Annotated in this window: 16 protein-coding genes; 4 read left to right on the forward strand and 12 right to left on the reverse strand. The window is 53.1% G+C overall.

The features are described 5' to 3' along the window. Positions 1–29: 29 nt before the first annotated feature. Positions 30–287 carry a signal transduction protein PmrD gene (gene pmrD / locus OLG56_RS07350; protein WP_000455132.1) on the forward strand — a complete coding sequence of 86 codons (258 nt, stop codon included), beginning with the start codon at positions 30–32 and terminating at the stop codon, positions 285–287. Here the strand turns inward: pmrD and arnF are convergent. From arnF to arnB, 7 genes are read right to left on the reverse strand one after another with little or no spacing between them, the layout of a single operon-like run. Continuing rightward, positions 282–659 (reverse strand): 4-amino-4-deoxy-L-arabinose-phosphoundecaprenol flippase subunit ArnF, encoded by a 378-nt coding sequence (arnF, locus tag OLG56_RS07355; protein WP_000538694.1) that lies wholly within the window; start codon positions 657–659, stop codon positions 282–284. The genes pmrD and arnF overlap by 6 nt on opposite strands. After that, positions 659–994, reverse strand: coding sequence for a 4-amino-4-deoxy-L-arabinose-phosphoundecaprenol flippase subunit ArnE (gene arnE / locus OLG56_RS07360; protein WP_000580688.1), 336 nt, complete (start codon positions 992–994; stop codon positions 659–661). Before arnE ends, arnF begins: the two co-directional genes overlap by 1 nt. Next, complete coding sequence (gene arnT / locus OLG56_RS07365; RefSeq protein ID WP_023233017.1) at positions 991–2,637, reverse strand: lipid IV(A) 4-amino-4-deoxy-L-arabinosyltransferase; 1,647 nt, start codon at positions 2,635–2,637, stop codon at positions 991–993. Before arnT ends, arnE begins: the two co-directional genes overlap by 4 nt. Next, positions 2,634–3,533, reverse strand: coding sequence for a 4-deoxy-4-formamido-L-arabinose-phosphoundecaprenol deformylase (arnD, locus tag OLG56_RS07370; protein WP_000169766.1), 900 nt, complete (start codon positions 3,531–3,533; stop codon positions 2,634–2,636). Before arnD ends, arnT begins: the two co-directional genes overlap by 4 nt. Next, positions 3,530–5,512 (reverse strand): bifunctional UDP-4-amino-4-deoxy-L-arabinose formyltransferase/UDP-glucuronic acid oxidase ArnA, encoded by a 1,983-nt coding sequence (gene arnA, locus OLG56_RS07375; protein WP_023233016.1) that lies wholly within the window; start codon positions 5,510–5,512, stop codon positions 3,530–3,532. Before arnA ends, arnD begins: the two co-directional genes overlap by 4 nt. Beyond that, positions 5,509–6,492 (reverse strand): undecaprenyl-phosphate 4-deoxy-4-formamido-L-arabinose transferase, encoded by a 984-nt coding sequence (gene arnC, locus OLG56_RS07380; protein ID WP_000458893.1) that lies wholly within the window; start codon positions 6,490–6,492, stop codon positions 5,509–5,511. The genes arnA and arnC overlap by 4 nt, the downstream gene beginning before the upstream one ends. A 2-nt stretch (positions 6,493–6,494) precedes the next feature. Further along, entirely contained in the window at positions 6,495–7,634 is a 1,140-nt protein-coding gene (gene arnB / locus OLG56_RS07385) for a UDP-4-amino-4-deoxy-L-arabinose aminotransferase (protein WP_061377309.1), read from the reverse strand. A 298-nt stretch (positions 7,635–7,932) separates the two neighbouring features. Between arnB and pmrG the strand changes: the two genes are divergently transcribed. After that, positions 7,933–8,538 carry a lipopolysaccharide core heptose(II)-phosphate phosphatase PmrG gene (gene pmrG, locus OLG56_RS07390; protein WP_000879257.1) on the forward strand — a complete coding sequence of 202 codons (606 nt, stop codon included), beginning with the start codon at positions 7,933–7,935 and terminating at the stop codon, positions 8,536–8,538. A gap of 45 nt (positions 8,539–8,583) precedes the next feature. Here pmrG and nudI read toward each other — a convergent pair whose 3' ends face one another. After that, positions 8,584–9,009, reverse strand: a complete 426-nt coding sequence (nudI, locus tag OLG56_RS07395) for a nucleoside triphosphatase NudI (protein ID WP_001249897.1) — start codon at positions 9,007–9,009, stop codon at positions 8,584–8,586. Between the two features lie 278 nt (positions 9,010–9,287). Here nudI and OLG56_RS07400 point away from each other — a divergent pair, with 278 nt between their 5' ends. Beyond that, on the forward strand, positions 9,288–9,830 hold the full coding sequence (locus OLG56_RS07400) for a YfaZ family outer membrane protein (RefSeq protein WP_001562414.1): 543 nt from the start codon (positions 9,288–9,290) through the stop codon (positions 9,828–9,830). A gap of 114 nt (positions 9,831–9,944) precedes the next feature. Then, positions 9,945–11,141, forward strand: a complete 1,197-nt coding sequence (locus OLG56_RS07405; protein ID WP_023207568.1) for a nicotinamide mononucleotide deamidase-related protein YfaY — start codon at positions 9,945–9,947, stop codon at positions 11,139–11,141. A gap of 233 nt (positions 11,142–11,374) precedes the next feature. Here OLG56_RS07405 and sseL read toward each other — a convergent pair whose 3' ends face one another. The 4 genes from sseL to glpA form a co-directional block, all read right to left on the reverse strand. Beyond that, positions 11,375–12,397 carry an SPI-2 type III secretion system effector deubiquitinase SseL gene (sseL, locus tag OLG56_RS07410; protein WP_001606442.1) on the reverse strand — a complete coding sequence of 341 codons (1,023 nt, stop codon included), beginning with the start codon at positions 12,395–12,397 and terminating at the stop codon, positions 11,375–11,377. A gap of 425 nt (positions 12,398–12,822) precedes the next feature. Beyond that, positions 12,823–14,013, reverse strand: coding sequence for an anaerobic glycerol-3-phosphate dehydrogenase subunit GlpC (glpC, locus tag OLG56_RS07415; RefSeq protein WP_031569247.1), 1,191 nt, complete (start codon positions 14,011–14,013; stop codon positions 12,823–12,825). Beyond that, positions 14,010–15,269, reverse strand: coding sequence for a glycerol-3-phosphate dehydrogenase subunit GlpB (glpB, locus tag OLG56_RS07420; RefSeq protein ID WP_061377310.1), 1,260 nt, complete (start codon positions 15,267–15,269; stop codon positions 14,010–14,012). The genes glpC and glpB overlap by 4 nt, the downstream gene beginning before the upstream one ends. After that, complete coding sequence (glpA, locus tag OLG56_RS07425) at positions 15,259–16,887, reverse strand: anaerobic glycerol-3-phosphate dehydrogenase subunit A (RefSeq protein WP_000857205.1); 1,629 nt, start codon at positions 16,885–16,887, stop codon at positions 15,259–15,261. Before glpA ends, glpB begins: the two co-directional genes overlap by 11 nt. Between the last annotated feature and the right edge of the window lie 22 nt (positions 16,888–16,909).

The raw sequence follows: 16,909 nt of genomic DNA on the forward strand, positions 1-16,909 counted from the left end.
ATGAACAATCAGCGTGAAACGGGGGCGCTATGGAATGGTTGGTTAAGAAATCGCATTATGTCAAAAAGAGGGCGTGCCATGTTCTGGTGCTGTGCGATAGCGGCGGTTCGCTAAAAATGATCGCCGAGGCGAATTCCATGATATTACTGAGTCCCGGCGATATCCTGTCGCCTTTACAGGATGCGCAGTATTGTATTAATCGGGAAAAACACCAGACCTTAAAAATCGTTGATGCACGCTGTTATTCCTGCGACGAATGGCAGCGGTTGACGCGCAAGCCTTCATGATCTGGCGGGCAGAAAAATCAGCATTACCCCCGCCATAATACACAATACGCCGAGCATCGCTTTTAGGCTGAAAGCGCCTTGCAAACCGGGTAACAGCATTGAGGCTACCCAGACAAGCACATAGCTGAGACTCAGTAGCGCATAGGCTTTGCTGAGCGCGAGCGTGTGTAATGTTTTCTGCCAGCAGAAGACGGAAACCAGATACCCCGCCAAACCGGCGAATAGCGCCAGGGTCGCGGCATTAAATGCGCCCAGTCCGGAAATAAACGCCAGTGGATGCGCTATCGATGGCAGCCGCATCATGGCGAATCCTAAACTCAACTGGGCGAGGGAGGCAATCGCAACGCTTATCAGTCCCCACATTACGCCCATTATGCCGCACTCCCCAGAATGATAATGCCGCTGATAATCAATGCGACGCCCAACCAGTGGCGGGGCGGAACCTGTTCATGCCAGATTTTCCATGCCGCCAACGTGACCCAGACAAAATTCAGACTCAACATCGGGTAAGCAATTCCCACCGGCAGGGTTTGTAGCACCAGCAGCCACAGCACCATCGCTGCACCCATGCATATCAGCGCCAGGCCCAGCCACAGCATCAGGTGGCGGCGGCGTCCGCCTGTCGTCAATGGCCGTGTCGCTTGCTTCTGGCAGAGCTGACCGCCAACGCTGAGCAGACTGGCAAGCACCAGAACGACGCCGATCATTTAGGCCGATACTGAATTAACACCAGACGCCCCTGATAATCAATATTGTCCGCAGGGGGAAGGGAAAGAGCGCTGATGTCTTCATCTTTGGCTATTGAAAGTACTAGCGTAATAATGCCCTCCTGACGATGCTGGTTGAGCCAGGCGTTAAAATCGTCGGCTTTAACGAATTTATCCTGCACATCAGGATAGCTAAGACCATACCTGAGTTCGCCCGCGTGTCCGTAGAGCATAATATCGTCTCGTTTCAGACTCCAGGCCAGCCCGGCGGCGACGCCCACGTTGTCGACAAGAATATAGCGGCTTGATGCCAAAGGCGCCTGGGTCATTTCGACAAAAAACTGTGGCTGTTTGGACTCCATCACCCTGTCGGGGACGGAAAAGCCGAACAGCAGCGCCAGTCCCAGCGGACAAAACGCGGGTAATAGGTATTTTTGGCTATGACAGAGGCTATACCAGCCCACAAACGCCCAAACAGTAAAGACGCCCCAGACGCAAAAAACTTTATAGGTTTCGATATGCGTCCACACCGGCGATTTCAGCGGGCCCCATGAGGAGACGACAAACGCTGCGACGATCCCGACTAACCCGAACACCAGGTTGATCCCGCCGTTGACACGTAGCGCGGCGACGCCTTCTTTTACGTTATGCAGGACGAAGCGCGCCATGAGTATCGCTATCGGTGCGAAACAGGAAAGAACATAGGTAGGCAGTTTCCCTTTCGCAATGCTGAAAAAGAGAAGCGGCATGATCGTCCATCCGAGCAAATAGAATGCGCCGTTTCGCTCGCGCCAGCCTAGTTTAAGCGCGCCAGGCAGTAACCCCAGCCACGGTAAACTTCCCGCGATCAGTACCGGCAGATAGTACCAGAAAGGGGCCTTATGCTGGGCATCGCTCATGGCGAATCGCTGGATATGCTCCACCCAGAAAAAGTAATGCCAGAAATCGGCTTCGCGTCGCGCAATGGCGATCGCCCAGGGAAGGACAACCACAAAGCAGCTCAAGACCGCCAGCCAGCCGTAAAGCAAAAAGTCCTTCCAGCGTTTCTGAACAATGACCCACGGCAACACGCTCACCACCGGTACGGCCAGGGCGAGGAAGCCTTTAGTTAATACACCCAGACCGCAGGTTGCGCCCAGTAGCAAAAACATCCCAATCTTGCCCATTCGGGTCGTGGCCTGCATCCCCTGCCAGAAACAACACATCCCGGCCGTAAGCCAAAGGGCGATCATCGGGTCGAGTACCGCATACGTCCCGATACTGTAAACGGCAAAGAGGGAGAGAAATATAACGGAGGCGAGCAACGCAGTACGTTTATCCCGCCATAAGCGGAACGTCAGCCACGCCACCAGCGTTGCGGCCAGCAATGTCGTTAAAATAGCGCCGGCCCGCACGCCAAAATTGGTAGCGCCAAAAAGCCACTGACCCAGACTGTTTATCCAGTAACCGGCTATCGGTTTTTCGAAATAACGTAATCCCAGAAAATGCGGCACGATCCAGTCGCCAGACGCCAGCATCTCCCGACTTATTTCGGCATAGCGCGTTTCGTCCGGCTGCCAGAGCAGGCGGCTATTGACAGGAATAACATAGTAGAGCGCGATAAATGCGGCGAAAGCCAGATAATAGCGTATCGATTTCATCATGAGGCGCTCGCGGCCTGTTGACACCCCAGCCAACCTTCACGGCCAGGGATGTGTCCACGTACAATTTGCCCCAACGGCAGAGACTCAGGCGATGTCGGCAGCAGTTCGCCCAGAGGACAAAAGGTGATCCCCGCGTCACGTGCACGAACGAGCAAATCTTCAAACAGCGGCTGATGGACAATACCTTCGACTTCCGCATGGATGGTATATACCGGCGTGCCTTTGTCCTGCAACATACGGGAGATAATCCAGGTATTGAACGACTGCGCCTGAACGGCGGGGCCGATAACCTCATCCCACGTGGGTAAGGTGACCGGGATTTGCGGCGTCCCGGTCTGGCCCGGCATCAGTAGCGGACGGAATAAGGTGGTTCCACGGCAATCGCTGTTATACCTCAGGTTGAACGGTTCTTTCGCACGAACAACGCGCCCATCCGCTCGCCAGCCGGCTGCGGCTGAGCAGGTGACGGGTTTTCCGATAATGGCCTCAAGCGCCGTTATGCCGCGCGCAATATCTTCTTCAAGCTGGCGGATACTCCAGTGGCCGCTGTGAGTCTGCCACGCATGGTGATCCCAGGCATGTAGTCCCGTCTCATGGTATGTTGCCGTTTCACGAATAATCCCGGCATTGGCGTTGCCGATATTTTTTCCCGGCCAGGCGGTACCGGCCAGCAGGATATCCCAGCCGTAGAGCGAGGCGGCGTTTGAACGTAGCATTTTCCATAAAAATCGCGGTCTTATCAGACGCCAAAGATGGCGTCCCATATTGTCCGGCCCGACGCTGAAGAAAAAGCTGGCCTGAACGCCGTGGCGATGCAATGTCGCCAGCAGCCGGGGAACACCTTCACGCGTTCCTCGCAAGGTATCAACATCAATGCGTAAACCGACTTTCGTCATGATGCGCGTTCCGCGACATCTACGCTGCGCAGGAAGAAGTCCAGCGTTTCTTCAACCGTATCACGCATCGCAATAGACGGTTCCCAGCCCAGACAGCGCCTGGCATTGTCGATACTGGGTTTCCGGTGTGCGACATCCTGATAACCCTTGCCGTAATAACTACGGCTTTCGACGACCTGGAAACCGGCAAACGGTGGGAAATGGCAGCGCAGCGGATGCTTATCAAAACTGTCGAGCAACAGCGTCGCCAGTTCCTGAATACTGGCTTCGTTGTCAGGGTTGCCGATATTAATGATTTTGCCATCGCACCGATCGCCATCATTCACAATAATGCGGAATAAGGCTTCGATCCCGTCACGAATATCGGTGAAACAGCGCTTCTGCTGACCGCCGTCGATAAGCTTGATCGGCGTCCCTTCTACCAGGTTCAGAATCAACTGCGTTATCGCGCGTGAACTGCCGATACGCGCCGCGTTCAGGCTATCCAGCCGCGGCCCCATCCAGTTAAAGGGACGGAAAAGCGTGAAGCGCAATCCCTCTTTTTCGCCATAAGCCCAAATCACCCGGTCGAGAAGCTGTTTGGAAACGGAGTAAATCCAGCGTGGCTTATTCACCGGCCCGACGATCAGATTCGATTTGTCCTCGTCAAAAGAGGCGTCCGTACACATGCCGTACACTTCAGAGGTAGACGGGAAAACCACGCGTTTACGGTATTTCACGCAATAACGGATAATCCGCAGGTTTTCTTCAAAATCAAGTTCAAAGACGCGCAGCGGGTTGCGGGTGTATTCAATCGGGGTAGCAATTGCTACCAGCGGCAGTACGACATCGCATTTTTTGACATGGTATTCGATCCATTCTGAGTGGATGCTGATATCTCCCTCCACGAAATGAAAGCGAGGGTGGAGCAGGAATCGGCTAATGGCGTTGCTGCCGATATCCATACCGTAGACCTCGTAATTCTCTTCATTCAGTAACCGTTCGGTCAAATGATTGCCGATAAAACCGTTGACGCCGAGGATGAGAACGCGAATGCGACGTTTACCGCTGGTCGCTGGTGGACGGTTCAAACGCGCGCCCGCCACCAGACCAAGCGTCTGTGCAAGCTGCGAGCCCTGTACAGTAATACCGTCTCCGGCCTGGCCGGTAATAATCTCCAGCGCGCCATCGGCGCAGGCGACCCGCAGCGGAGAGACCGAAATTACCGAGCCGGGAAGCGCGCCCTGCGCATCCGGACAAATTCGGGAAGACCAGATAGTGAATCTTTGCGAGCCGTTATAGCTGAACGCGCCGGGCCAGGGGGCGGCTACCGCCCGCACCAGGTTATGCACCGTGGAAACCGGTTTGTGCCAGTCGATAAGGCCATCTTCCGGCCTGCGGCGACCATAATATGTAGCGTCAGACTCTCGCTGGGGAACAGAAGGTATATCGCCGCATTTCATGGTGGGCAGGATGCTATTAAGCAACTGGCGCGCGGCCTGACATAGCTTATGATGCAGGGTAAGCGCAACATCGTCCTGCGCAATAGCGACGCGTTGACTGGCGACAATCTCTCCGGCGTCGGCACGTTTGACCATACGATGCAGCGTTACGCCCGTTTCGCTTTCGCCGTTAACCAGAACCCAGTTTAGCGGCGCACGGCCACGATAGGCAGGCAATAGAGAACCGTGCAGATTGAACGCGCCAGCCGGGGCGAGGTGCAGAATTTCTTCGCTTAACAGGTTGCGGTAATAGAACGAAAAAATAATATCCGGCGCAAGCTCAGCGATGCGGTCGACCCAGATAGGATGGTTTACGTTATCCGGCGCATAAACCGGAATCCCTAATTCTGCCGCCAGCCGGGAGACGGAGCCAAAAAAGGTGTTTTCCGCAGGATTATCGGCATGAGTGAAAATCGCGGCAATCTCATACCCGGCATCCAGTACGGCTTGCACGCCCTGACATCCCATATCGTGATAGGCAAAAATAACGGCTTTCATTGGTGACTTTCCTCAGTAAACGGCGTGCTTTCCGGGTAGATAACTTGTTGAACAAAATAGCGGGGGCGGGCGCGGACATCGTTATAAATGCGACCGATGTATTCGCCCAGCAGTCCCATACCGATGAATTGCGCGCCGATGAAGGTAAACAGGACGGCAAAGAGCATAAATACGCCTTCCGCCGCCCACTGCGGTCCCAGCGCCAGGCGAAGTACAATAAGCAATACCGACAGGCTAAACCCGCCGATGGCGATAACGCTGCCCAGCAGGCTCAACAGGCGCAGCGGCGTCGTCGTCAGGCAGGTCACCAGGTCATACATCAGGTTAATGAGACGCATAAAACTGTATTTAGAGTCGCCAAATTCACGTTCAGCGTGATGCACCGGGATTTCGGTAGCCCGACGAGCGAAAATGTTGGCCAGAATAGGGATAAAGGTGCTGCGTTCATGGCAGCGCAACATAGTATCGATAATAGGGCGGCGATAGGCGCGTAACATGCAGCCGTAATCGCCCATCGCTTTGCCCGTTGTGCGCTGGATCAGCAGATTAATGATTTTTGACGCCGATTTGCGAAACAGGCTGTCCTGTCGGTTCTGGCGCACGGTGCCTACCACATCGAACCCTTCATCGGCTTTCGCCACCAGGCGCGGGATCTCTTCCGGCGGGTTTTGCAGATCGGCATCCAGCGTAATGATAAGATCGCCGCTTACATGGCTAAACCCCGCCATAATCGCTGCATGTTGACCGTAGTTACGGTTGAGTAAAATAGAGATGATATGGCTATCGGCCTCCTGGGACGCCTTAACCATCAGCTCCGCCGAGCTATCGCTGCTACCATCATCTATCAATAAAATCTCCCACGCTTTGCCCAGACTCTCGCAGGCAGTGGTGGTGCGTCTTATCAATTCCGGCAGGCTTTCCTGTTCGTTATAGACAGGAATAACCACCGAGACTTTTTTTATGGGGGCGGCGTCAAACATGCTTATTGTCCTGCTATCTGATGAAGGGCGGTAATGACCCGATCAAAGTCACTCTCGGTCATGTCCGGGAAGAGCGGCAGTGAGCAGATCCGCTCGCTGTTCCACTCGGTGTCAGGCAGCGTGAGCGTTGGGAAACGTTCGCGATAATATTTTTGCGTATGCGCGGCGCGGAAATGCAGTCCTGTGCCGATGCCTTTCGCTTTCAGCGATGCCATCAGAGCATCCCGGGTAATACCGCAGCGGGCTTCATCGACCCGGATAATGAATAAATGCCAGGCGTGAATATGTTCCCACGACGGAAGGCTCAGAGGCTGAAAAGGCAGGTCTGCCATTGCCTGGTGGTACTGCGCTGCGATGGCGGCGCGGCGAGCGTTAAGCGCATCCAGTTTCTGTAACTGAGCAAGCGCGATAGCGGCGTTGAGGTCGGGCAAATTATATTTGTAGCCCGGCGCCAGGACTTCCGCTTGTGGCGCGCGTCCTCCGCTCTGTCGATCCCAGGCATCAACGCCAAGCCCGTGAAACTTGAGACTGCGCAGTTTATCGGCGAATTGCGGGTTATCCGTGACGACGATACCGCCTTCAGCGCAGGTAATGTTCTTAATGGCGTGGAAGGAGAAAATCGCGGTGCCCCGGGCGCCAATGTGGCGACCTTTGTAGCTGGTTCCTGTCGCGTGCGCCGCGTCTTCAATCACCGGAATGCCATAACGCTCGCCAAGAGCGTAAATAGCGTCCAGATCGGCGGGCGCGCCAGCGTAGTGGACGGGGATAATTGCTTTGGTTTGTGGCGTAATCGCGGCTTCAATATGTTCAGGCGTGACCATCAGCGTATCGCGATCGACATCGACCATGACGGGGTTCGCGCCGAGTAAAACGATCATATTTAGCGTAGAAATCCACGTCATTGACGGTGTAATGACCTCGTCGCCTTCACCAATGCCCAGCGCCATCAACGCGATGTGCATACCGGCAGTGGCTGAACTGACGGCAACGGCATATTGATTGCCTGTTAGCCGACAAAACTCCGCTTCCAGTTCCTGATTTTTCGGGCCGGTTGTTATCCAACCTGAGTCCAGTACGGTCTTAACGGCAGCGAGCTCTTCCGCGCCCATCGCCGGACGAGAGAAAGGCAAAAAGTCCGACATCATTTTTCCTTCAGCCATTGAAAGCCGCTTTTCAAATATTTCGGCAATAGAAAAGGGCTTATTTTTTAACGCATTTAACTGAACCCTACTGGATGAATATTAAATTAACATTAAGAAATTAAGGTGAAGTAAAAAGATAATTTTTAACGGAATTATGCTTTGCTTTCGCCGAAAGTTTAAGGCATTTTATGCATGCCCAAAAGCTGTTTTTATGTTTCTGGCCTGGTCTTCCGTTGCGGAATTTCATTTTAATCGTATTGCTATTAAGTTAGCTGCACTGTCTGCCTGAGAGGTTAATGTGCTGGCATTTACCCTACGCTTTATTAAAAACAAACGCTATCTCGCGACTCTGGCGGGGGCGTTGGTTATTATCGCCGGGTTGACCTCACAACATGCCTGGAGTGGTAACGGTCTACCGCAGATTAACGGTAAAGCGCTGGCGGCGCTGGCGAAACAGCATCCGGTAGTCGTGTTATTCCGCCATGCCGAGCGGTGCGATCGTTCCGATAATACCTGCCTGTCAGACAGCACGGGGATTACGGTCAACGGTGCGCAAGACGCCAGAGCGCTGGGTAAAGCCTTTAGTGCCGATATACAAAATTACAATCTCTATTCCAGTAATACGGTGCGCACCATCCAGTCGGCAACCTGGTTTTCTGCGGGCAGGTCGCTTACGGTGGATAAAAAAATGATGGATTGCGGCAGCGGTATTTATGCTTCAATCAATACGTTGCTGAAAAAGTCGCAGAATAAAAATATAGTCATTTTTACCCATAATCATTGTTTGACGTATATTGCAAAAAATAAGCGCGGCGTAAAGTTTGATCCGGACTATCTTGATGCGCTCGTTATGCATGCGGAAAACGGAAAACTCTTTTTAGATGGTGAATTTGTTCCCGGCTAGCCGGCATGTTAAAAGCGTAAAGACAGCCTGAAGCGGCTGTCGTCATTATAATAACCCTTTCAATGCTAATGTGTGGCGTGTCGCTACATTCAAATCATACAGCGCCAGTTCTTCTGGCTTGACCCAGGCGTAGTCCTGAAATTCGTCGTTAATACATATATCGCGATTAGCGGAAACACAGTCGAAGATGAGATAAATCATATAAATCTCTTCTTGTCTGCCATCAGCGTACGTTTTAACACGGATATCGTCGCGGAAGGTCCACGGCGTAATATCGCTCAGAATCAGTTGTTCGCCGAGTTCTTCCCGAACCTCCCGACGCAGTGCCTCTTCAATGTGTTCGCCTGGCTCGACCCCACCGCCCGACAGCGCCCACTGACCGGGAAAGACGCCGCGGTTGTCGGCCATTTTGCACAGCAGATAACAGCCATCATTTTGAATTAATGGGCAAACTATAGTTCGTTGACGCATAAGTCGCTTCCTTAAACCACCAGGACATCAGCTTAACAAATCATTCTGCGAAATTCTTTGTGAAAAATGGAAGCGATAACGCAGACTGCGTTTTTGGTTAATTTTGTTGATGCAGGCGTCGCCATGTGATGGCGCAATGATGCGTCATGGCGAAAGTAGTATTTCGTTACAATATGTTTTTGGAATGGTTTCTTAGTGCATTGATTCCTCAGCGTCTGGCAGTACAATTCTGCCGTTTTGGGGAGTTTTTCTTTATGTGCTTGCTGGAAAGGGTAAAAATGAAAAAAAGCATATTATTAGGTTTTGCCGGAATGCTGTTCGTTTCTGCATCGGCGCAGGCTATCAGTATTAGCGGCCAGGCGGGCGAAGATTACACCAACATTGGCGTGGGTTTTGGTACGGAATCGACGGGACTGGCGCTAAGCGGTAACTGGATGCACAACGATGATGATGGCGATGCTGCGGGCGTGGGCCTGGGGCTGAACATTCCGGTGGGACCGCTGCTGGCGACGGTCGGCGGTAAAGGTATTTATACCAATCCGAAAGACAGTGATGAAGGCTATGCGGCGGCTGTCGGCGGTGGGTTACAATGGAAAATCGGCGACAGCTTCCGTCTGTTCGGCGAGTATTATTATTCACCAGACTCGCTGTCCAGCGGTATCGAAAGTTATGAAGAAGCGAATGCAGGCGCGCGTTTCACCATTATGCGCCCGCTGAGCATTGAAGCCGGTTATCGTTACCTGAACCTGGCGGGTAAAGACGGCAACCGCGATAATGCGATTGCTGACGGCCCTTATGTTGGCGTAAACGCCAGCTTTTGATGCTAACGGCGCGGCAATCGTCGCGCCATATTCCTCCTTTTCCCGTCATTCTTCTTTCCACGTCATATTCGTCTTTGCGTTATAGTGTTTTCATCATAAGAGCAGGAGAACACAATGCTAAATGTGGAAATGCTATCCACCGGGGATGAGGTGTTGCACGGACAAATCGTTGACACCAATGCCGCCTGGCTGGCTGATTTTTTCTTTCATCAGGGCGTTCCGTTATCACGGCGAAATACGGTAGGCGATAATCTGGACAGTCTGGTCGCTATCTTGCGTGAACGCAGTCAACATGCTGATGTTTTGATTGTTAATGGCGGGTTAGGGCCGACCAGCGATGATTTAAGCGCGCTCGCCGCGGCAACGGCAAAAGGCGAAGGATTAGTACTGCACCAGGCGTGGCTGACCGAAATGGAACGTTACTTTCAGCAGCGCGGTCGTGTGATGGCGCCGAGCAACCGTAAACAGGCGGAACTGCCTGCCAGCGCGGAGTTTATTAATAATCCGGTCGGCACTGCCTGTGGATTTGCGCTACAGCTCAACCGCTGCCTGATGTTTTTCACCCCCGGCGTACCGTCTGAATTTAAGGTTATGGTGGAGAAGGAAATCTTACCGCGGTTACGCGCGCGTTTTTCGCTGCCGGAGCCGCCGCTTTGCCTGCGGTTAACGACTTTTGGACGTTCAGAAAGCGACCTCGCGCAGCGTCTCGACGCACTGCCGTTGCCGCCCGGCGTGACGATGGGGTATCGCTCATCAATGCCTATCATTGAACTGAAGTTGACCGGCCCGGCGACGCAACGGGAGGCGATGCTGGCGTTATGGCCAGAGGTCAAACGGGTTGCCGGGCAGAACCTGATTTTTGAAGGTACGGAAAACCTGCCGGCGCAAATAGCCCGCCGCCTGCAGGAAAGGCAGTTGAGTCTGACGTTGAGCGAGCAATACACCAGCGGCTTACTGGCGCTACAGCTTTCCCGCGCCGGGGCGCCGGTTCTTGCCAGCGAAGTCGTTCCCTCTCAGGAAGAGACGCTGGCGCAAACGGCGCACTGGACGACAGAACGGCGCAGCAATCATTATGCCGGTCTGGCGCTGGCCGTGTCGGGGCTGGAAAACGAACATCTTAATTTCGCGCTGGCGACGCCGGATGGCACGTATGCCTTACGCGTGCGTTTTAGCGCCAATCGGTATAGTCTGGCAATACGTCAGGAGGTCTGCGCGATGATGGCGCTAAATATGCTGCGCCGCTGGCTTAATGGCGAGGACATTACCAGCGAGCATGGCTGGATAGACGTGGTTGAATCATTGACGGCATAGAACTTTTAGTGGGAAGGCCTGGCCTTCCCATCCTTATATACTTATAAATTCTTCGCAGAGCATCATTTCAGGATAAGAGCCTATCCCACTAGGCGTAATTGTTGAAGCCAGTTTGGGGCCGGCCAGCGCGCAGAAACCGGAGCGTACACGTAGTACGTGAGGATTTTGAGCACTGCCCGGTCCCAAAATGGCGAATAAAATAGCCTAATGGGATAGGCTCTAAGTACTCACCATTACTGGAGACTGTATTCATATATTTGTCGCCGGGTTTGGGTGTTAAATAGTGTTTGTTCCTCTACTGAAAGCGTTAAGAAATTTTCCGCAAATTCTCGTAGTGTGGTAACAGGATCGTTTTGTCCGGCATTCGATAAGAGTTGAATTGTATGGTAACAAAATAGACCACAGCCGTTGGGTACATTGTTCTGTAAATTCATTTCAATAAAATTAACCTCATCGCTTTCTGATATGCCTGCAATTTTTGCTGCTTCTATAATCTCTTGCTTAGTATTTTCATTTAAATCATAATAAGTATTAAATATAAGGCATTTTATTTTTTCTGCAAGTTTATAAAATAAACAGAGAAGCCAGTGATCTCCTGTATTTACCAGGAAGACTTCATTGTGAGATAATCCTGATTGAGCAATCTTTTCAAGTAGCTGAGTGCTTAATATATTTTCTTTGGTGGTAGGATGAATCAGCCCAATAGGATAGTTTACCGAGAGAAGAGGTGATTCTTGAACCAGACCTTGCGTTGCAGCTGCCAGCTCATCTGACGACAACATTCGCGCACCACACCAAAGATTTTCAACTCCTACCTGTTCTTGATCTGTCTGAGCGAACTGGTCGCCCATAATTTTATGTGCTATTCCTATTTTTTTAGAAAGGTCGGTTGTCGCTGAACCGGCCATATAAAGTAATCTGGAAGGGGCATGTAGCTTTTTCCACTCAGTATTATTTTTTGTTATATCGTTATTGGCGATTTGATGTAATACAAGGCAAGCCTGATTGATTTTTTTGTCTATATCTGGTGATCCCGATCTTTTTCCGCTAAAGAGATCAAAAAGTAATTTCTCAACTTTATGTCCCAGGTCATCGTTGCGTAACGCAAGATTGCATAACAGATCAATACAATTCTGATTACCGTTCTCTACTTCGCCAATCAACAACGCAAGCGCCTCATCGCTCACATCTTCTGAATATAAACTGTGAAATTGCGGTGTGCTCAATCGGTAAAGTGAATTTACACATATATTCATTTTGCTCTGTTTCCTGGTAGGTGAAAGTAACGAATATGATGTCATGTATAATTATTTGTAAAAATATTATTGTTAGTGGGAGATATATTAAATCAGGCATAGACCTGATTTTATTATTATTCACATAACACTCAATTATTATTGGAGATATTCAGTTATCCCCCTCTTTAAAGGAGGCTGGTAACGCGGCGATACAAGAGATATTGCTCTATAAACAGTAACGTCGTTATCTGTCATGCCACCGTGGGTTAGCGGTCATGGTTAACCAAATAGGGCAGGTTATTGCAAAGAGACATCCGCGTTTATACCCAAAATAATCCGTAGCCAACACATAAGCAACTTGAAGTATGAAGGGTATATGTCTGATGGAAAATCGGTCCCGGTTATCAGGGTAATGGCGCCGGAGGGGCTCCGGCGCTTTTTACTTAGCCGAGCGCCTGGGCCAGTAGCGTAATGGGGTGTTCGCAGCGTTTGCTTGTAGACATCTCAATTTGCCACTTACAGGTTTCACAATCGGTGACGACAATGTCCGCGCCGCTCTCTTCAATCTGGCGGAACAGCGGCGCGCCGATGGACTGTGATGTTGGATAGTTTTCCTTTTTAAATCCATACGTACCGGCAATGCCGCAGCACTGTGAATCAAGTACCGTCAATTCAAGCCCCGGAATTTGCCGCAACAGTTCAAGCGTGTAAAGCGTCCAGCCCATTTTTTCCATATGACACGGCGTATGGTAGACCACTTTCAGCGGCAAAGGATTAAGCGGCAGCGTTTTCCCGGCATCCAGTTTGCGCCATAGCCAGCGGGTGGCCAACTCGATATGTTCGCGCAGCCCGGCGTTGTCCACGTCCAGCACTTCAGGATATTCATCGCGCAACGCAAACGTACAGGTGGATGACGTGGCGATGACCGGAATACCTTTGACGGCAATCGCCTCGCGTAGCGACTCCACATTGCTGATAGCCTGCTTGCGAGCTTTATCCGTAAAACCGTTAGCGATCAGCGGTACGCCGCAACACTTCTCTTTACTCAGTAACTGTACGCCGGTACCCATTGCGTTCAGCACCTTAATCAGATCTTTTCCGAGCTGCGGATGGTTGTAATTCACAAAACAGCCATGGAAAAAGGCGACCTGATCTTTGTATTTAGTCTGCTGCGCCGCCACGCTACGATACCAGCGGCGGAAGGTGCCGAAAGAGTATTTTGGTAAGGTGCGGCGATGATCGATTTTGAGCGCGTAATCAAGCAACTGGCGCACTGGCTTTAATGCGGTGGCGGTATTGACCACCGGCGCGAACGGCGTTGAAACGCTGCCCATCAGATCGGTATGGCTGAGAATAAAGTTACGCAATGACGGGCGCGTCGTATCGTATTTCGCGCGGGCGCGCTGGATGATATCGCCAATCTTCACGTCCGACGGACAGGCGACCTCACACCGTTTGCAGTTAATGCAATATTTCAGCGCCTCATCATACAGCGCGCCGTCTTTCAGACGCAGGCGTTCGCCATCCGGTCCGGCCTGTTTAGGGCCAGGGTAGCCAGGATTAACGCGGCTGACCGGGCACGCGGTGGTGCACACCGTACATTTAATACAACTTTCAAAACGTGTGTCGCTCATTGCTGTTCTCCTGCACGCTCAGCGATATGGTGCGCGGCCTGGAGGGCGCTGACTGCGCAGACACCGCCGCCGCATCCCTCAGCTATAGGATCGAATCCCGCCAGCACAGAACCTATTGCATACAGATTTTCTACCGTGTTGCCCGCAAGGGAGGGGCGGAAGGCGTCATCCGTCACGACGCCAAACTGCTGCCAGGGCTGTGGGTCGAAGAAATGTTGTTGATACCATTCGGCGCGGGTGGCCGTTTGCTGTACGTCGAGCCCTAAAATAGGTTCGCGGATCCCTTCGCGCTCGGCAACCAGACCGCTACTAAAGAAGCTACCGCTGGCAAGTACGGCAAAACGCGGGCGCAGTGGGATATCGGCATGGTTGCGGGTCCATATTTCGCTCACGGTACCGCGACGGCAGGTGACTTTCTTCACTTCATCGCCCGGCATCCAGATGCCGCCCTGACGGACAAACTGGCGCTGGAGCTGATTGTGCAGACGAATACCGAGCACCGATGGCGGCAGCGTCGGCAGCAGCGTGAGCGCGCAGGGCAGACGTTCGTTAAGCCAGCGCCACAGCGTATCGTTCGCCAGCCCGAAACAGGCGGGCATGATGATCATGTCGCAGTTTGTCGCTATTGGCGACAGCGCGTCGTACAGCAGCGGCCATTTTTCTTCGTTATCAAGCAGACGCGCAATATTGACCGCGCGAAATTCCGTCGGGTTATCACGCAGTACGTCCAGTTCCGGAAGGTCGATTTCTGCGGTTTCCACGTTGAGATCGCGTTGACGCAGCGACGCTGCCGCAAGGTGCGCCTGGAAATCCAGTAATCCGCTAACGCCGACGACGCAAATTCGCTGTGCGGATAACGGCCAGACCGGTACTTCCGGCGAGCTAAGCCAGGTTGAACGCAATGTGCCAAGCGGCGTGACACGCTGGTGCGCCTGCTGTACGTCGCCGTATAACTGCGCGCCGCTGGCGTTAAGTAGCGTTTGCGCCTGTTGCGCCAGCGTGAGGACTTTTTGCGTGCCTAAACGCGAATAAGGATGTTCAGGCGCCTGGCGGCGCAGTGCATCAAGCCCGGCGGTAATGTCGGTCACCGGTTGGCCGTCGGGCAGGGTGCTGAGTAGATCCAGCGAGCCGGAGGAAAAATGCAGTGCGCTTTGTCCGCGGGTGACGATGGCGCAGCGTAATCCATGCTGCTGGAGTTGCAGTCCGCACAGCAAACCGGCGAGACCGCCGCCCATAATAACCGTATCAAATTTCATCCTGGTGCTCCTTCTCCAGACCGCATAATCCCTGATAAACCCAGCGCGTGAATTCGCTTTCGCGTAGCGCGTCTCCCCAGGCGACAGGTTGTACGCCTTTCCAGCGCTCATTCAGAAATTCAGAGAGTTGCGTAATAGATTGCGCCGCGGTCGTCACATTAAAACGCTGCAATAGCCCTGCCGCGCGGCAGGCGCACAGTTCGCCCTGGCAAGTGCCCATCCCTACGCGGGTGCGACGGCGCAGATCCAGCAGGCTGTTCACGGTTAAGTTTTCGACGGCATACTGCACTTCTCCCGCCGTGACGGCCTCGCATTCACAGACCAGGCTACGGTGTTGGCGGCCTTCGCTCAGCCACCCCGGCGTGCGATCGCCATGCCGATAAACCGCCGATCCGCGTAGCGGCGCGGGAAGCGAGATAATGCGTTTCAGCGTATGTTCCGTAGACTCTTTTGAGCCAGGCAACGGCGTATCCGCCGTGATGCAGGGGCGAGTATTGCCCAACTTGCGGCACACGGCGTCGGTCGCCCATTCCGCCATCAGGCGGTACGTCATTAGCTTCCCGCCGGTAATGGTAATGAAGCCATCAAGCCCGTCGCGTTCGGCGTGGTCGAACAACACAATACCGCGGCTGACGTTACGACCGCTGGGATCGTCATCGCTGGCCACCAGCGGGCGGACGCCGGAATACGCGCGCAGAATACGCGTCTTCGCCATGACAGGGGCCAGTTTTTCCCCTTCACGCAGCAGGATATCGACTTCATCTGCGGTGACGCGGTTGCTGTCTATCTCATTGTAATCAATATGGGTAGAGGTGGTGCCGATCAGTGAAATCGTATCGCCAGGTACCAGAATGTCGGCATCCGATGGTTTCCGGCAGCGGTTAATGACATGCTGGTTGATCCGATGGTCCATGATCAACAGCGAGCCTTTCGCCGGGAACATGCGAATACTCAGGTCGGCGTATTCGGCGATCCGTTGCCCCCAGATACCTGCCGCATTGACCACCACCGGCGCGTGAAGCGTCTGGGTTTCGCCAGTGAGATGGTTGCGCACATGGACGCCGCAGACCGTTGCGCCTTCACGAATGAGCCCGGTCACTTCATGCGCCGTTAACACGATTGCGCCATGTTCTCTGGCATCCAGCATATTGGCGGCGGTAAGGCGGAAAGGGTCCACGGTGCCATCCGGCACTTTTACCGCACCGATGAGCGCAGGGTTAACGGAAGGTTCGATGATGCGAGCCTGCTGCGGATCGATGGCTTCAGCGCGAATGCCTGCCGCTTCACAGGCGCGAATAAAGGTGGCCTGAAACGCAAGATCATCTTCCGGCAACGTAATAAACAGACCATCCGTCGGTTCGACGCAATGGCGGGCGATCCGTTTTAAAATCTGGTTTTCACTAATGCACTCGCGCGCGGATTCCGCGTCGGTAACCGCATAACGAGCGCCGCTGTGCAGCAGCCCGTGGTTACGCCCGGTCGCGCCGGTCGCTATATCATGCCGCTCCACCAGAATGACACGTAAACCGCGCAGCGCGCAGTCGCGGGCGATCCCTGCGCCTGTTGCTCCACCGCCAATGATAATCACGTCACTTGCTTGCGAGTCGCGAGTTTTCATTGTTTTTCCTCACAGTTCGTTT

The sequence above is a fragment of the Salmonella sp. 2018103 genome (assembly GCF_026247685.1).
In the GTDB taxonomy this organism is placed as follows: domain Bacteria; phylum Pseudomonadota; class Gammaproteobacteria; order Enterobacterales; family Enterobacteriaceae; genus Salmonella; species Salmonella enterica.

Bases quoted from the DNA above. Each gene is read 5' to 3' on its own strand.
- pmrD (WP_000455132.1), top strand. From the start codon at position 30: ATGGAATGGTTGGTTAAGAAATCGCATTATGTCAAAAAGAGGGCGTGC.
- arnF (WP_000538694.1), bottom strand. From the start codon at position 659: ATGGGCGTAATGTGGGGACTGATAAGCGTTGCGATTGCCTCCCTCGCC.
- arnE (WP_000580688.1), bottom strand. From the start codon at position 994: ATGATCGGCGTCGTTCTGGTGCTTGCCAGTCTGCTCAGCGTTGGCGGT.
- arnT (WP_023233017.1), bottom strand. From the start codon at position 2,637: ATGATGAAATCGATACGCTATTATCTGGCTTTCGCCGCATTTATCGCG.
- arnD (WP_000169766.1), bottom strand. From the start codon at position 3,533: ATGACGAAAGTCGGTTTACGCATTGATGTTGATACCTTGCGAGGAACG.
- arnA (WP_023233016.1), bottom strand. From the start codon at position 5,512: ATGAAAGCCGTTATTTTTGCCTATCACGATATGGGATGTCAGGGCGTG.
- arnC (WP_000458893.1), bottom strand. From the start codon at position 6,492: ATGTTTGACGCCGCCCCCATAAAAAAAGTCTCGGTGGTTATTCCTGTC.
- arnB (WP_061377309.1), bottom strand. From the start codon at position 7,634: ATGTCGGACTTTTTGCCTTTCTCTCGTCCGGCGATGGGCGCGGAAGAG.
- nudI (WP_001249897.1), bottom strand. From the start codon at position 9,009: ATGCGTCAACGAACTATAGTTTGCCCATTAATTCAAAATGATGGCTGT.
- OLG56_RS07400 (WP_001562414.1), top strand. From the start codon at position 9,288: ATGAAAAAAAGCATATTATTAGGTTTTGCCGGAATGCTGTTCGTTTCT.
- OLG56_RS07405 (WP_023207568.1), top strand. From the start codon at position 9,945: ATGCTAAATGTGGAAATGCTATCCACCGGGGATGAGGTGTTGCACGGA.
- sseL (WP_001606442.1), bottom strand. From the start codon at position 12,397: ATGAATATATGTGTAAATTCACTTTACCGATTGAGCACACCGCAATTT.
- glpC (WP_031569247.1), bottom strand. From the start codon at position 14,013: ATGAGCGACACACGTTTTGAAAGTTGTATTAAATGTACGGTGTGCACC.
- glpB (WP_061377310.1), bottom strand. From the start codon at position 15,269: ATGAAATTTGATACGGTTATTATGGGCGGCGGTCTCGCCGGTTTGCTG.
- glpA (WP_000857205.1), bottom strand. From the start codon at position 16,887: ATGAAAACTCGCGACTCGCAAGCAAGTGACGTGATTATCATTGGCGGT.